Below are 14,037 nucleotides of genomic sequence, written 5' to 3'. Positions count from 1 at the left end.
CGGCATCAAGGCGGGTCTCGGCGTGGTGCCTGCCGAGCTCGGCAACGGCTCCTGGTTCGACATGGCCGAGAACGGCCCGCTGGCCACGACCGTGGCCGACTGCGCGCTGACTCTCTCGGTGCTGGCCGGCCGCCCCGAGCTAGCGACCATCCTTGCGCCGCCGGCGTTGCGCATCGCGTGGTCGACCGTGGTGCCGATGGAGGGCGTGAGGCTCGACCCGCACTGGGAAGACGCCACCCGTCGCTCGGCGGAGCTGCTCCGGGACGCCGGGCACACCGTCGACCCTGCCGACCCGCCCTACGGCCGCACGATCGGGGTGTCGGAACTCGTGCGCTGGACGGCCGGCACCGAACTCGACGCCCGCCTCCTGCCCGACCGCTCGCAGCTGGCGCGCCGCACCTCCCGGCACGCCGGCATCGGGCGGCTGGCGCTCCGGGCGAGGCTGCCGCACGAGAAGGGCCGGCGCTCGTGGCAGGAACGCGCCGAGCGTTTCTTCGACTCTCACGACGTCCTGATCACGCCCGCCCTGGCCCGGGCCCCGGTCGAGGCCGTGGCCTGGGCGTCGCGGAGCTGGTTCGCCAACGTCTGGTCCAACAGCCAGTACGCGCCGTTCGCGGCGCCGTGGAACCTGGCCGGGTGGCCCGCGATGAGCGTGCCGGCCGGTACCGACCCGCAGGGCCAGCCTCTGGCCGTCCAGCTGGTGGCCAGGACCGGCGGCGAAGCTCAGCTGCTGTCGGTGGCCGCTCAGCTCGAGCAGCTGCGTCCGTGGTCCCGGGTGGCGCCCGACTTCGCCTGAGCGCCGTACCGGGCGCAGCGGGTCAGCGCCCCCGGGGCCGGGGTCCGTCGGGCCGATCGGAGGTGCGGCACAATCGCGTCAAACTCGGCGGGCGGAGGGTTCATGGGGCTGGTGCCGGAGCTACAGGACCTGTTGGACGCGGCGCTGCGCCGGCACGACATCCCCGGCGCGGCGGTCGGGGTCGCGCGCGGCGGCGAGCGCGCGGTTGCGGCCAGCGGCGTGCTGAACCGGAACACCGGGGTGGCGGCGACGCCGGACAGCCTGTTCCAGATCGGATCGGTGACGAAGGTCTGGACCGCGGCGCTGGTGCTGCAGCTGGTGGAGGAGGGCGCGGTCGAGCTGGACGTGGCCGTGCGGCGGTACCTGCCCCAGTTCGACCTGCCGGACGCAGCCGCGGCCGCGGCGGTCACGGTCCGGCAGCTGCTCGCGCACACCGGCGGGTTCGTCGGCGACCTGTTCGAGGACACCGGCTCCGGCGACGACGCCCTGGAGCTCTACCTGGGCGTGGTGGCCCGCGAGGCGGCGCAGGTGCACCCGCCGGGTGCGCTCATCTCGTACTGCAATTCCGGCTACAGCGTGCTCGGCGCGCTGGTCGCGAAGCTGCGCGGGACGACCTGGGAGGCGGCTCTACGCGAGCGGCTGGTGGAGCCGCTCGGGCTCGAGCAGTACGCGCTGTCGGCGGACGAGGCGATCCTGTTCCGCACCGCCGCCGGCCACACGAAGGCGCCCGGGGCGGACCTGGTCAGCGTCTTCCCGCGCTGGTCGTTGCCCCGGTCGAACGCGCCGGCCGGGTCCACCCTGTGCCTGGCCCCGGGCGGGTTGCTGTCCTTCGGCCGGATGATGCTGGCCGGCGGCGTGACCGGAGGGACCCGGCTGCTGTCCGAGGACGCGGTCGCGGCGATGCGCACCCCGCAGGTGGACGTGCCCGGCACCAGCGGACGCCGCCCGCGGCAGTGGGGCCTGGGCTTGATGCTGTTCGACTGGGGCACCCCGGTGTACGGCCACGACGGCGGCACCATCGGCCAGGAGACAACCTGGCGGGTGCTGCCCGAGCACGACCTGGTCCTCGTCGCGCTCAGCAACGGCGGCCCGCACATCAGCCTCCAGGACGACGTCCTCGCTCCGGTGCTGCGTGACCTGACCGGCGTCGAGCTGCCGCCGTACCCCACCCCGCCCGATCCGCCCGGCCCGTTCGAGGCGACCCGGCACACCGGCACCTACGCCGTTCCCGAGCAGACCTGGCACGTCTCCGCCCTGGGCGATCGCCTTCGCGTGACCATGAGCCCGAGCGCCCGCATGGCCGCGATGGGCATGACGGAGGAGACGATGGACATGGTCCCGCTCGACGGCGACACCTACATCGCCACCACCGCGCCGGACGGCGCCCACCCCACCATCACCTTCGTCGACGGCTACCTGCACGCCTCCCGCGCGATCCCACGGGTGGGCATCCCTCGGTGATCTGTGACAGGCGCAGGGAGGCCACCAGCCCCGCACCGGCGAGACCGCCCAGGGCGAAGCCGGGGACCCGCGAGCCCGATCTGCCAGGGCGGCGTCGCTCGGCGCTGCAACAGCACGATCGCGATCAGCTGCGCCGGCCAGGCGATGCTGTTGACGAGCATGATCACCAGTACGACCGCTCGCATGGTGGGTTCCCGTAGCACCGCCGGTACGCCGCTGAAGGCTCCGTCCGGTCCCGGCCGTTGAGACAGGCCATCGTCAAGCGTCGTGATGGCCCGTGCGGGAGCCGGGGACAGGACGGCCCCGGGGCTCTCCGCTGAACCGCCGGGACCTAGCTCAACTCGAGGGTGCACCCCCTGGTCTGAGCTGTCAGCTGGCCTGCCCGGGCTCGCCGACCTCACACCGTCCGCTTGATGGGTTCAGGGACACCCCGTGCCGGAGTAGCTTGCAGCCATGGCGCAGGACAGGAATGGCCGAGAGGACAACAGAGGTCAGCCGTCCGCCGACTACACCGGACAGGCAGCCGGCTGGAACGACCTGGCCGAGAAGCTGAGCGAGCTGGCCCGCTCGATGCAGGAGGAGAAGGGCCTGGAGGACACGCTCACTGCGATCGTGTACGCGGCGGCGGAGACAGTGCCGGGTGCGGACGAGGCGAGCATCTCGGCGGTCACCGACCGGCGCGAGGTGCGGACCGTAGCCGCCTCCGGCGAGCTGGCCCCCGCAGTGGACCAGGCGCAGTACGACACCGGCCAAGGTCCCTGTCTCAGCAGCCTCTACGAGCACCAGACGCTGCGGCTGTCCGACATGAAGGATTGCCCGCGGTGGCCGGACTTCGCCACCCGGGCCAGCAAGCTGGGCGTGGGGAGCATGCTGGCCGTCCAGCTGTACGTCGACGGCGACAACCTCGGCGCGCTGAACCTGCACAGCCGGCAGCCCGACGCCTTCAGCGACGAGTCCGAGCAGGTCGCCTTGATGTTCGCCGCGCACGCCGCGGTGGCGTTCGCCGGCGCGCAGGCGCAGGAGCAGATGGAGACCGCGGTCAGCCGGCGGGACCTCATCGGTCAAGCCAAGGGCATCCTGATCGAGCGCTACAAGATCAGCAGCCACGAAGCCTTCCGACTGCTCGTGGTGGCGAGCCAGACCACCAACATCAAGCTGTACGACGTCGCCGACTACCTCGTCAACAGCGGCGAACTCGCCTCGCACCACCGGTGACGAACCCATGGGTGTGCTGCAGGGATCGGTGACGTCCAGGGTGCCGCACCTCGACCGAACGGTGGTTGAGACTCTCGACGCCCGGCTCTGCCGCCTTCCCGACTCGCAACACCCATGTCCCACGGCCCGTTAAATCGGATGAACGGCGGGTAGCCCCGGTTCTCCGGTCGCGATGTCCGTCGCGGCCTTGAGGAGGACTCATGGAGCAGCAGGACGGCGCCGGCGGCGTCGCGACCGCGGCCAAGGACCAGGCCGCCCAGGTCGGTGGAACCGCGGCGCAGGCGGGCGGCCAGGTCGCCCGGACGACAAAGGACCAGGCCGCGAACGTCGTCGGCGAGGCCACCCAGCAGGCCCGCGATCTGCTCGGCGAGGCCCGTACGCAGGTGGGCGACCAGGTTGGGGCCCAGAAGGGCCGCGCCGTCGGGGGGCTGCGGTCGCTCGGTGACGAGCTGCGGCAGCTGGCCGACGAGGGCAACGGGCTGGGCGGCGAGGTGGCCCGGCAGGCGTCGACCCGGGCGCACGGGCTCGCCGACCACCTCGACCGGCACGAGCCGGGCGAGCTCGTCGACCAGGTCCGCACGTACGCGCGGCGGCATCCGGTGGCGTTCCTCACCGGAGCGGCGGTGCTGGGCGTGCTGGCCGGCCGGCTGACCCGCAACCTGGCCTCGGACGACTCCGGGCCGCAGGAGCTGACGGGCGGCTCGCCGTCCCTGGCGATCTCCGGGTCCCCTGTGGATTACGCCGGGCCGGCCGCGAACCCGCCGCAGGGCGCGAACGGGGCGTCCGGCGAGTTCAGCTCCGGCTACGCCCCGGTCTACGAGCAGCCGATCTCCGGGCAGCCGATCTTCGATGAGTCGGTCGACGAGCAGCCGCTCTACGATCAGCCGCTTTCCGAGGAGCCGGTCCACCGGCAGCCGGGGTACGCGCCGGCCGGCGGGATCCGGGCCGCCGGTGAGCCCGAGCCTGCCTTCCGGCCGGCCTCCGGCTACGAGAGCAGCACCGAGGACCCGGCGTGGCGGAACCCGTGACCGGCGGCTCGTACGCGGCCGATCCGAACGGCTACGGCCCGTCCGGACAGCCGGACGTCGCCGACAGCTCGGTCGGCCAGCTGCTGGGCAAGGTGACCACCGACCTCTCGACGCTGATGCGCAAGGAGGTGGAGCTGGCCAAGGTCGAGATCAAAGAAGAGGCCACCAAGGCCGGCAAGGCCAGCGGGATGCTCGCCGGGGCCGGCCTGGTCGGCTACCTGGTGCTGGTCTTCCTCGCCCTGGCGCTGATGTTCGCGCTGGACGCGGCGATGGCCATCGGCTGGGCGGCGCTGATCACCGCGGTGATCCTCGCGGTCGTGTCGGCGGTGCTGTTCGCGCTCGGCCGCAAGCAGTTCCAGCAGGTCAACCCCAAGCCCGAACAGACCGTCGAGACCCTGAAGGAGGACGTCCAATGGGCCAAGAATCGGAACAGCTGAGGCGCGAGATCGACCAGACCAGGCAGGAGCTCGGCACGGACGTGGACGCGCTCACGGAGAAGGTGTCACCGTCGCGCGTCGTCGGACGCCGCGTGGAGAAGACCAGGGACGCCCTCGGCGGCGTCAAGGAGAAGGTCATGGGCACCGCATCGGACGTCACGTCCTCGACCGGCGGCGGGATGTCGAACGCGGCGTCGTCCGTACAGGATGGCGTGCACAACGCCGCGTCCTCCGCGGGCGACACCGCGACGTCGGCCGCGCAGGCGGCACGCCGGCAGGCCCGGGGCAACCCGCTCGCGGCCGGCGTCGTCGCCTTCGGCCTCGGCTGGCTGGTGTCCTCGCTGCTGCCGGCCTCGCAGAAGGAGCGCGAGCTCGCGCACACGGTCAAGGACCAGGCCCAGCCGGCCGTCCAGGCCGCCGGCCAGCAGGCCGGGCAGGCGCTGACCGAGGTGAAGGACACCCTGCAGGCGCCGGCACAGCAGGCGGTCCAGTCGGTCAAGGAGACCGCGGTCGACGCAGCCGGCACCGTCAAGGACGACGCCACCTCGGCGGCCTCCGACGTCAAGGACCAGGCCCAGGACTCGGGCCAGCAGGTGCGGCAGACCGCCTCGCCCAGCTAGCCCCGTACGCCCGAGGCGTCAAGAAGCGGCGCCCGCGGTGGACGTACCTCCGGCGGTCACGCGGCGTGAGGCCTCGGGCCGGGCTTCCGCAGGTGGGTTTACCTCCCGTGGACCCGGGAATCGCGCTGGCTCGACGTACCCGGCTCCGGTGGAGGACGAGATGGCGCAGCTGATCAGGGCTGCGGCCGCGGTGACCGCCGCGGGCGCCGGCGTGCTGGCGGTCACGGTCGCCCGTACGCGGGGGCGCGGGGCGATGCCGACGCCCGCGCCGGCACCGGACGACGGCGTACGGCGCTGGCACGCGGTCACCGTCCTCGCGAAACCGGGCGAGATCGAGCCGGACCGGCTGCCGGGACCGCTGCGGTCGCCGTCCTGCACGGACTCTGGGACGGCATGAACGGCATCGCCATCCTGCTCACCGTGCTCGTCACCGGCGACAGCGGGCAGATCACCACGCTGGAACAGGGCCAGGTCCCGCAGATCAGCCAGCAGCAGGTCGAGTACTACCCGGTGTTCGACGACGGCGGACTCGTCGTCGTCACGCTGATCGGCGTCGTCCTGCTGCGGCTCGTTCTCCGGCACCGCCGGATCCGTGCCGCCGACGAGAGGAATTCCGGGTGAGGACCGGCCGCTCGACCCTGTCCGGCGGGCTGATCGGCATCGGCGTCGCCGGGTTCCTCGACGAGACGGTCTTCCACCAGCTCCTGCACTGGCACCACTTCTACGACCGGTCGACCCCGACCGCGGGCCTGGTCAGCGACGGCTTCTTCCACGCCGGCAGTTGGCTGTGCATCGTCGCCGGCCTCTTCCTGTTCGCCGACCTGCAACGCCGCCGCGCCACCGTCCCGGGACGGGTGTGGGCCGGCGGCCTGCTGGGCTGGGGCGGCTTCCAGGTCTACGACGGGCTCGTCCAGCACAAGCTCCTCGGCCTGCACCAGATCCGGTACCGCGTCGACCTCCTCCCGTACGACCTGGCCTGGAACGTCGCCGGCGGGATCGGCGTCCTGCTCGGACTGTGGCTGCTGTCCCGGCCGGTCCGGACGGCGTCGGAGCCGAGGGCGTGACCCATCCGGACGCCGGCCCGTTCTGGCTCCCGCCGCTGCCCCTGGCGGTGGCGGCGGTCGCCTATGCCTGGGCGGTCCTGCGGCTGACCCGGCGCGGCGATCGCTGGCCGCCCGGCCGCTCGCTGTGCGCGGCCGCGGGCGTCGCCGTACTGACCGCGGCGCTGCTTCCGCCGCTGGCGGACGCGACGGACTTCCCCGTCCACGTGGTGCAGCACCTGATGCTCGCCATGGTGGCCCCGCTCGCCCTGGTGCTGAGCGCCCCGGTCACCCTGGCGCTGCGCACGCTCCCGCGCGCCGGCCGCCGCGGCCTGCTCGCCGTCCTGCACCGCCCGGTCCTGCAGCTGCTCGCCTCCGCGCCGGTCGTCCTGCTGCTCGACGTCGGCGGCCTGTACGCCTACTACCTGACGCCGCTGTTCGCCGCGACCCACGATCGCCCGGTGCTGCGCGCGGCCGTCCACGCGCACATGGTCCTGGCCGGCTGCCTGCTCAGCTGGTACCTGGTCGGCACCGACCCGGCGCCGGCGCGCCGTTCGGTCCGCGGCCGCCTCGTGGTGCTGTTCGTCGCCGCCGGCAGCCACGACCTGCTGGCGAAGCTGCTGTACGCGCGCGGCCTCCCGGCGGGCGGAGGCACGCCGGAGCAGGTGCGGACCGGCGCTCAGATCATGTTCTACGGCGGCGATCTTCTCGAGATCACGCTCGTGGTCCTCCTGTTCGCCTCCTGGTACGCCCGGGGCAGCCGCTTCCTCGCGCACCAGCAGCGCAGGAGGACCACCGCGCCCGGGCGGCCGGGCCGCGTCGGTGTCTCAGCCGTCCGCGCGCAGGATGCAGAACTCGTTCCCCTCGGGGTTGGCCATGACGACGTGGGAGACCTCGCCTTGTCCGATGTGGACCCGGGTCGCACCCAGTTCTAGCGCCCGCTGCACTTCCGCGTCCTGGTCGTCGGGGATCCCGTCGACGTGCCGCTCCCAGAACGGAGCGAGGCGTCGCGGATCCGGAGTGTCCAGCACCACCCGGCCCAGTCGAACCGCCATGCCCCCGTACCAGCCGCGCCGGTCGCGGCACGCGCGAGGGCCCGAGTCGAGCGTGCGATTATCCGTCGGCCGGTCGGGTAGCCCGGGGGGCATGGGTCAGCCGAAGCAGCAGCAGGAACCGCCGGGCGTCCAGTCGGAGATGGACCCGGTGCCGGACTGCGGTGAGGACAGCTACCGCGGCTCCGGGAAGCTCACCGGCAAGGTCGCGGTGATCACCGGCGGGGACAGCGGGATCGGCCGCGCGGTCGCGATCGCGTACGCGCGGGAAGGCGCGGACGTCCTCATCGCCTACCTCAGCGAGGACTCCGACGCCCGGGACGTCGCCAAGTACGTCGAGGCGGCCGGCCGGCGGGTGGTGCTCGTACCCGGCGACCTGTCCGAGGCGCAGCACTGCCGGGACGTCATCGCCCGGGCGGTCGAGGAGTTCGGCCGGGTCGACGTGCTGGTGAGCAACGCCGCGTTCCAGATGACGCACGACTCGCTCGACGACATCCCGGACGACGAGTGGGGCTACACCTTCCGGACCAACGTCGAGGCGATGTTCCACCTGGTCAAAGCGGCGGTGCCGCACATGGCGCCGGGCTCGTCGATCATCGGCAGCTCGTCGGTGAACTCGGACATGCCCTCGCCGGCGCTCGCGCCGTACGCGGCGACGAAGGCGGCGATCGCCAACTTCACGGCCAGCCTGGCGCAACTGCTGGGACCGAAGGGGATCCGGGTCAACAGCGTGGCGCCCGGGCCGGTGTGGACGCCGCTGATCCCCTCCACGATGCCGCCGGAGAAGGTCGAGAAGTTCGGCCAGGACACCCCACTGGGACGGCCCGGGCAGCCGGCCGAGCTCGCCCCGGTCTACGTCCTGCTCGCCTCCGACGACGGCAGCTACGTCTCCGGTGCGCGGGTCGCCGTCACCGGCGGCCGGCCGGTCCTCTGAGGAGCTCCCCGCGCCGGGCGAGCGGGTGTGATCCGGCGTCGGCCGGGCAGACCGCGACCGGCCCGGCACCCGCCGGCCGCGGGGAGGACAGGACGATGACGAACACCGACGAGGGGGTGGCGACCGACGCTGCCGTGGGGCAGCTGGAGGTGGTCCATCTGTTCGAGGACGCGATGCCCACCGGTGTGACGGTCAGCCGCACCGGCCGGATCTTCGTCTGCTACCCGAAGTGGGGCGACGAGATCGCCTTCACCGTGGGTGAGCTGCGCGACGGCAAGGTGGTGGCGTACCCGAGCCAGGAGTTCAACGACAACGACGGGAACACGGACCCGGACGCGCTGGTGTCCGTGCAGAGTGTCGTGGTCGACCCGGCCGACCGGCTGTGGCTGCTGGACACCGGCAGCCCGATGTTCCGGCCCACCTCGTACGGCGGTCCCAAGCTGGTGTGCGTCGACCTGGCCACTGACCGGGTCGCGCAGACCATCCTGTTCCCGGCGGAGGTCGCGCTGCCGACGACGTACCTCAACGACGTCCGGTTCGACCTCGCCGGGCGCCGGCTCTACAGCGTCGCGACGTTGACGGGCGTCCACTTCGCCCAGCCGGCCGAGGCCACTCGGGCCCGCTGCGTCGCGTCGGTCACCGCGGCGCCGGCGCCGTTCAGCCCGACCGCTCCCATCAGCGATCCGCCGAACCAGGCGGCGATTCCCACGTCGTGCAGCGACCGGACCACCGTGTTGCTCTCAGCCATTCAAGATCTCCTCGTACGAGCCGTCTGTGCGGAGCTGACGGGTCGTGGCCGGCCGCCGTCCTGGGCGCTACAGGTCGGTGAGCCGGCGGTGGCCGGGGTGTAGGCGGGCGAGGCGCTCGCCCGGGTTCCGCGTTGGGCTGTGGTCAGGTGGGGGACGGTGGTGTCGAAGTCGGTCTGGTCCTTCGGGCGGGCGTCGGAGGCCTTGAACCGCAGGCTCGCGCCGAGGCCAGGTGCGGTCAGGCCGGCGTCAGCGGGAGGCTGTCCCCGCGGTCGAGCTGCACGATGCGGCTGGCCGGGGGTCGGCGGCCGGCTTCGGCGAGGAAGTCCGCCAGCGGTGACTTGAAGACTCCGTAGTCGTCGAAGTGGACACCCACGGCTGTGTCCGGCTGCAGCAGCTGCAGCAGGTCCACGCCCTGGCGGCCGTCCATCGTCACCGTCATCCCGAGAATCTTCGTCCCGCCCAGGTGCAGCACGCCGACGTCGATGTCGCCGTACCGGTCCCGGATCGCCCGCAGCCCGTCGTAGAACAGGGTGTCTCCCGAAAGGTAGAGCCGCAGCGGCCGACGACCCGGACCGGAGAACTCCAGCAGACTGCCCATCACCGGCGGCAGCAGCCGCTGGGCCGGACCACGGGCGTGCCGGCCGGGCAGCGCGGTGACACGCAGCGTGTTCCCGTCCCGGGTGAGCTCGGTGGATTGCCAGGTCTGCAGTGGCCGGGGCGCGAATCCCCAGCGGGTGAGCCGGCGGCCGGCCTGCGGGGTCGTCGCGACCGGGACGCCGTGGTCGAGCCCGTGCCGGGCGATCCGGTCGAAGTGGTCGCCGTGCAGGTGGGACAGCACGACCAGGTCCAGCGGCGGCAGGTCCTCCACCGCCAGCGCCGGCTCCGTGCGGCGCTTCGACCACAGCCCGCGTCCGAGGTAGGCCCGCTGGCCGCGGTGCAGGAAGTTCGGGTCGGTCAGGACGGTGAACCCGGCGTACCGGATCAGGGTCGTCGCCGTCCCGATGAACAACAACGAATCTGTCTCGTGCTCCGGGTCGGTCACTCTTCCTGTCGTGTCCGCCACCGGCCCCGGTAAACCGCCGGCCGGTCGGCGTCCACTCGATCTGTCCGCGGGGTGTCTCGCGGGACGGCTCAGGGGACCGCGGGCAGTACGGCGTTACCGGCCTCCGCTTGGTCTGCGACGGTCCCGGCGGTCGCGGAGCCTGGTGTTCTCCGCTTCCAGGTCGAGGACGAGGGCGATGCCGGCGATGTTGAGTCCGTCGTTGAGCAGTGCGCCGATCCGGCGCAGCCGGTCGAGGTCCTGTTCGCTGTAGCGGCGGGTGCCGCCGGCCGTGCGGGCCGGCTCCAGCAGGCCCCGGGATTCGTAGAGGCGCAGAGTCTGCACGCCCATGCCGACGAGCTCGGCGGCGACGGAGACCCCGTAGACCCCACGTTCGGCTGCCGGTGGCGTGCCCATGAATTTCCTCCCTGCCGGCTCTTGACCACCCTCCCGCGGCCGTTGTAAAAAATCTACAGCGCATGCCACAGATCGCAGTCTCGTGGTCGGTGGCCTCCCTGGAGCATCTCGGAGCATGGAGGTGGAACGATGCTGATGCGCACTGACCCGTTCCGTGAGCTGGACCGGTTCGCCCAGCAGGTCCTCGGCAGTCAGGGCACCGTCGCCCGGCCGTCGGTGATGCCGATGGACGCGTGGCGGGACGGTGACACGTTCCTGGTCGAGTTCGACCTTCCCGGTGTGAACGCCGACTCGATCGACATCGACGTCGAGCGCAACGTGCTGACCGTGCACGCCGAGCGGTCGGGGCCCGGCCGCGACGTCGAGCTGATCGCGTCCGAGCGGCCCCGCGGCGTCTTCAGCCGGCAGCTGATCCTCGGCGACAACCTCGACACCGACAACGTCGCCGCCCACTACGAGGGCGGAGTGCTGACGCTGCGGATCCCGGTGGCCGAGCAGGCCAAGCCGCGCAAGGTCCTCCTCAGCCACGCGGAGGACGATCAGCGGACCATCGACGCCTGAGCGGGGCCACCGATGGCCGCGACACTGGACAGTCCCGCCGGCCTCGAGGCGGACTTCATCGCGCTGATCTGCGCCGACGACGACCTCCTGCGGGCAGAGTTCGAAGAGATCGTCAGCGCCGGATGGGGACCGCCGCCGCCTCCGGCCAACGGCCCGGGCAGGCACCACGGTCCCGATCCCGCAGGGCATCCCGTCGCCACCCGCGACCGAGCGCCCGGCGACACGTCGCCGGGAGCAGGCGGCGACCGGCGGGCCAGTCAGCGCTCACCGCCGCCGGCCGTCGCCGGAAGTCTCTCGGCCTCACCGGGCACCGCACGGCCGTAACGACTGGTCCGGTACGCGGTGCTGGCCGCGCCAGCACCGCGTACCGTCCACCGGAGCAAGAGTCGAGTGGCTAGACCTGGCGGGCCGCGACGGTGTCGCTGAGACTGCCGTACTCGGCCCAGGCACCGTGGTAACAGCGGACGTCGGGCAGGCCGAGGATCTCTGTCAGAGCGAACCAGATCAACGCGCTGCGATCGTTGACGCCGCAGTAGACGACGATCTGGTCGGCCGCCTTCAGTCCGAGGTCCTCACAGATCTGTCCGATGTGGACAGTGCTCAGCAGAAGCCCGTCGCCGTCGAGGAGTTCCTCAGCCGGCAGATTGACCGCGCCCGGGATGTGGCCGGTCATGCGGTGCCGGTCGGTGGGCAGATCGTAGAGGCGTTCGGCCTGACCGGCGAACTCGCTGCGGGTGCGGCAGTCCACCAGGGCGGTGCCGGGCGGGGCGTCGACGAGGCCGCCGAGCAATTGGTCGCGGGTGGCGAGGATGTCGCGCCGGATGCCCGCCGCCCGGTATCCACTGGTGGCCGGGCGCACGTGCGCCGCCGGGGCCAGATCGCGGCCCTCGGCCGCCCAGCGCGGCACTCCGCCGTCGAGGATGCTCAGCCGCGGATGGGAGTGGTAGGCGAAGGACCAGTAAGCGGAGGCGGCGAGCAGTGGCCGGCGGCCGCCGGCGAAGACGACGTGGCTGCTCGCGCCGATTCCGAGCCGGTCGAGCGTACGGGCGAACGCGGCCTGGTCGACGACGCCGCGGCCGTCGGGCCGGTGGAGATCCACGCTCCAGTCCAGCCAGCCGGCACCGGGCAGGTACTGCCGCTCGGGACGGTCGCCGACCTGCAGCACCACGACGTCCGGGTCGTCGCGGTGCTCGGCGAGCCAGCCGGTGCTCACCAAAGGGGCTACGTCCGTCGCTGCCCGCATCGGCACGGCCGGTTCGGGACCGGTGGCGACCCGGCTGAGCCACCGGAGCACTTCGTGCCCGATCTCCGAGGCGCCGACCGCGGTGGAGATGGTGGCACCGGCGTCGGTGCCGTCGGCATCGACGAGCCGGGCCCGCAGTGTCGTCGGCGAGTCAGGCTCGGACCACACGCGCAGGAGGAGCGCCGCGCGGACATGGTCCTGCCGCCCGTCAAGACCGCCGGTCATGAGCCGCCTTCCGCGCGCCTTGGTGTCGGGTCACTATGCCGGTATCTGTCCCGGCCGTCACGACGGCGTCACCGGCGCGCCCAGCTAGGGCATGTCGGCGGGACGGCCGAGCAGATCGGCCAGCAGCGCCCGGATCGCCGGCGACGGCGGCAGCCCGAGCTCGGTCCGCAGCAGCCGGCGGAAGGTCTCGTACTGGCGCAGGGCCTCGGCCGGATTGCCCTCCGCCAGGTGCGTCGCCACGACCTGCCGGTGGGCGCTCTCCCGCAGCGGTTCGCTGCCGACGGCGAGCAGTCCGGCGTGCAGCGCCGCGCCGTAGTCGCCGGAACTGCGGTGCCGCGCGCACAGTCGCTCCAAGGCGTGCAGGCGGGTCTGCCGGTACCGCTCCCGTTCGACGACGACCCAGTCGTCGTCCCAGTCGGGCAGCAGGTCCTCCCGCAGGGCATCGGCGTCGGCGCGGACTCCGGCCCGTTCGGTCTCCCGATAGTCGACCCGTACCGCTGTGGCGAGCTGGAGCCGGTCACCGCTGGCGTCCACCAGCGGGACGCCGCCCGGACGGGGGACGCGCCACAGCGCCGAGCGCAGCCGGGCCGCGGCCTGCGGCTCGCCCGAGTCGAGCCCGAGAGTGCCCGCGACCACGCTGCGGCGGACCGCGCGGCCGGACAGGGCCAGGTACGCGAGTAGTCGCTGCGTCGCCGGCCCGACCGGCAGCGGCACGTCGGGACCGCTGAGCTCGAACGTCCCGACGAGCCGCAGGCGTACGCCGCCGGCGGCCGTGCCGAGCATCGTCATGGTCTCTCCCGGACTCGAGTACGCCCGTGCTACCCGGCTGGACGTGGTCATCACGCGGCTGCGCCACTGATCTGACCGGACAGGTGCGGTGACGCCGCGGTGACGCCGCCGCGATGGGTACTCGGCACCGTCGGACCTCCGAGCGCGGCACCGCGCGCTTGAGCCTGCGAGAGGGAGACGTCCGTGTTCCTGCACACCAAGGAACTGCAGTTCACCGCGAAGCCCGAGAAGCCCGACGCGCTGTACGCGATGAAGCTGCAGGAGCTGATCGGCGGCCAGTTCGGCGAGTTGACCGTGACGATGCAGTACCTGTTCCAGGGCTGGAACTGCCGGATGCCCGGCAAGTACAAGGACATGATCATGGACATCGCGACCGAGGAGATCGGTCACGTCGAGATGATCTGCACGATGGTGGCCCGGCTGCTGGAGGG

The 14,037-nt window shown here is 72.5% G+C and carries 17 protein-coding genes and 2 pseudogenes; 14 read left to right on the top strand and 5 right to left on the bottom strand.

What is annotated here, in order from left to right; all coding sequences use genetic code 11:
* The 10 genes and pseudogenes from VGP36_12225 to VGP36_12180 all read left to right on the top strand — a co-directional run.
* Window positions 1–796 (top strand): amidase family protein (locus VGP36_12225; protein HEV7655481.1); only part of this gene is annotated, 796 nt, incomplete at its 5' end.
* Window positions 797–898: 102 nt separating this feature from the next.
* A complete protein-coding gene (locus VGP36_12220) occupies window positions 899–2,257 on the top strand; it encodes a serine hydrolase domain-containing protein (GenBank protein HEV7655480.1) in 1,359 nt (452 codons plus the stop codon).
* Window positions 2,258–2,710: 453 nt separating this feature from the next.
* Window positions 2,711–3,472 (top strand): GAF and ANTAR domain-containing protein, encoded by a 762-nt coding sequence (locus VGP36_12215; GenBank protein HEV7655479.1) that lies wholly within the window; start codon window positions 2,711–2,713, stop codon window positions 3,470–3,472.
* Window positions 3,473–3,672: 200 nt separating this feature from the next.
* Window positions 3,673–4,500 (top strand): hypothetical protein, encoded by an 828-nt coding sequence (locus VGP36_12210; GenBank protein ID HEV7655478.1) that lies wholly within the window; start codon window positions 3,673–3,675, stop codon window positions 4,498–4,500.
* A complete protein-coding gene (locus VGP36_12205; GenBank protein HEV7655477.1) occupies window positions 4,485–4,937 on the top strand; it encodes a phage holin family protein in 453 nt (150 codons plus the stop codon). The genes VGP36_12210 and VGP36_12205 overlap by 16 nt, the downstream gene beginning before the upstream one ends.
* Before the next feature lie 92 nt (window positions 4,938–5,029).
* Window positions 5,030–5,557: a hypothetical protein gene (locus VGP36_12200; GenBank protein HEV7655476.1), complete on the top strand. Its 528-nt coding sequence runs from the start codon at window positions 5,030–5,032 to the stop codon at window positions 5,555–5,557.
* Window positions 5,558–5,705: 148 nt separating this feature from the next.
* Window positions 5,706–5,954 (top strand): hypothetical protein, encoded by a 249-nt coding sequence (locus VGP36_12195; GenBank protein ID HEV7655475.1) that lies wholly within the window; start codon window positions 5,706–5,708, stop codon window positions 5,952–5,954.
* Window positions 5,951–6,178 (top strand): hypothetical protein, encoded by a 228-nt coding sequence (locus VGP36_12190; protein HEV7655474.1) that lies wholly within the window; start codon window positions 5,951–5,953, stop codon window positions 6,176–6,178. The genes VGP36_12195 and VGP36_12190 overlap by 4 nt, the downstream gene beginning before the upstream one ends.
* The gene (locus VGP36_12185) at window positions 6,175–6,621 is read left to right on the top strand and encodes a DUF2243 domain-containing protein (GenBank protein ID HEV7655473.1); all 447 of its coding nucleotides are present in this window, start codon (window positions 6,175–6,177) and stop codon (window positions 6,619–6,621) included. Before VGP36_12190 ends, VGP36_12185 begins: the two co-directional genes overlap by 4 nt.
* A pseudogene (locus VGP36_12180) lies at window positions 6,573–7,337 on the top strand (cytochrome c oxidase assembly protein). Before VGP36_12185 ends, VGP36_12180 begins: the two are co-directional and overlap by 49 nt.
* An 87-nt stretch (window positions 7,338–7,424) precedes the next feature.
* On the opposite strand, the pseudogene VGP36_12175 reads toward VGP36_12180, so the two are convergent.
* A pseudogene (locus VGP36_12175) lies at window positions 7,425–7,580 on the bottom strand (VOC family protein).
* A gap of 163 nt (window positions 7,581–7,743) precedes the next feature.
* On the opposite strand from VGP36_12175, the gene VGP36_12170 reads away from it, so the two are divergent.
* Complete coding sequence (locus VGP36_12170; protein ID HEV7655472.1) at window positions 7,744–8,583, top strand: SDR family oxidoreductase; 840 nt, start codon at window positions 7,744–7,746, stop codon at window positions 8,581–8,583.
* Window positions 8,584–8,678: 95 nt separating this feature from the next.
* A complete protein-coding gene (locus tag VGP36_12165) occupies window positions 8,679–9,434 on the top strand; it encodes an L-dopachrome tautomerase-related protein (GenBank protein HEV7655471.1) in 756 nt (251 codons plus the stop codon).
* A gap of 133 nt (window positions 9,435–9,567) precedes the next feature.
* Here VGP36_12165 and VGP36_12160 read toward each other — a convergent pair whose 3' ends face one another.
* Window positions 9,568–10,374: an MBL fold metallo-hydrolase gene (locus VGP36_12160; GenBank protein HEV7655470.1), complete on the bottom strand. Its 807-nt coding sequence runs from the start codon at window positions 10,372–10,374 to the stop codon at window positions 9,568–9,570.
* A gap of 114 nt (window positions 10,375–10,488) precedes the next feature.
* A complete protein-coding gene (locus VGP36_12155; protein HEV7655469.1) occupies window positions 10,489–10,788 on the bottom strand; it encodes a MerR family transcriptional regulator in 300 nt (99 codons plus the stop codon).
* Between the two features lie 129 nt (window positions 10,789–10,917).
* Between VGP36_12155 and VGP36_12150 the strand changes: the two genes are divergently transcribed.
* Window positions 10,918–11,349, top strand: a complete 432-nt coding sequence (locus VGP36_12150) for an Hsp20 family protein (protein ID HEV7655468.1) — start codon at window positions 10,918–10,920, stop codon at window positions 11,347–11,349.
* Between the two features lie 394 nt (window positions 11,350–11,743).
* Here VGP36_12150 and VGP36_12145 read toward each other — a convergent pair whose 3' ends face one another.
* Entirely contained in the window at window positions 11,744–12,517 is a 774-nt protein-coding gene (locus VGP36_12145; GenBank protein HEV7655467.1) for a rhodanese-like domain-containing protein, read from the bottom strand.
* 384 nt (window positions 12,518–12,901) lie between these two features.
* Window positions 12,902–13,606, bottom strand: coding sequence for a BTAD domain-containing putative transcriptional regulator (locus tag VGP36_12140; GenBank protein ID HEV7655466.1), 705 nt, complete (start codon window positions 13,604–13,606; stop codon window positions 12,902–12,904).
* 183 nt (window positions 13,607–13,789) lie between these two features.
* Between VGP36_12140 and VGP36_12135 the strand changes: the two genes are divergently transcribed.
* On the top strand, window positions 13,790–14,037 hold a 248-nt coding region (locus VGP36_12135; protein HEV7655465.1), incomplete at its 3' end, for a manganese catalase family protein.

This window comes from Mycobacteriales bacterium, from assembly GCA_035995165.1.
Lineage (GTDB): Bacteria > Actinomycetota > Actinomycetes > Mycobacteriales > CADCTP01 > CADCTP01.
This window is presented reverse-complemented; position numbering and strand designations above follow the sequence as displayed.

Excerpts from the sequence above, each read along its gene's own strand:
- VGP36_12140 (HEV7655466.1), bottom strand. The coding sequence starts at position 13,606 with ATGACGATGCTCGGCACGGCCGCCGGCGGCGTACGCCTGCGGCTCGTC.
- VGP36_12150 (HEV7655468.1), top strand. The coding sequence starts at position 10,918 with ATGCTGATGCGCACTGACCCGTTCCGTGAGCTGGACCGGTTCGCCCAG.
- VGP36_12215 (HEV7655479.1), top strand. The coding sequence starts at position 2,711 with ATGGCGCAGGACAGGAATGGCCGAGAGGACAACAGAGGTCAGCCGTCC.
- VGP36_12165 (HEV7655471.1), top strand. The coding sequence starts at position 8,679 with ATGACGAACACCGACGAGGGGGTGGCGACCGACGCTGCCGTGGGGCAG.
- VGP36_12210 (HEV7655478.1), top strand. The coding sequence starts at position 3,673 with ATGGAGCAGCAGGACGGCGCCGGCGGCGTCGCGACCGCGGCCAAGGAC.
- VGP36_12155 (HEV7655469.1), bottom strand. The coding sequence starts at position 10,788 with ATGGGCACGCCACCGGCAGCCGAACGTGGGGTCTACGGGGTCTCCGTC.
- VGP36_12190 (HEV7655474.1), top strand. The coding sequence starts at position 5,951 with ATGAACGGCATCGCCATCCTGCTCACCGTGCTCGTCACCGGCGACAGC.
- VGP36_12170 (HEV7655472.1), top strand. The coding sequence starts at position 7,744 with ATGGGTCAGCCGAAGCAGCAGCAGGAACCGCCGGGCGTCCAGTCGGAG.
- VGP36_12220 (HEV7655480.1), top strand. The coding sequence starts at position 899 with ATGGGGCTGGTGCCGGAGCTACAGGACCTGTTGGACGCGGCGCTGCGC.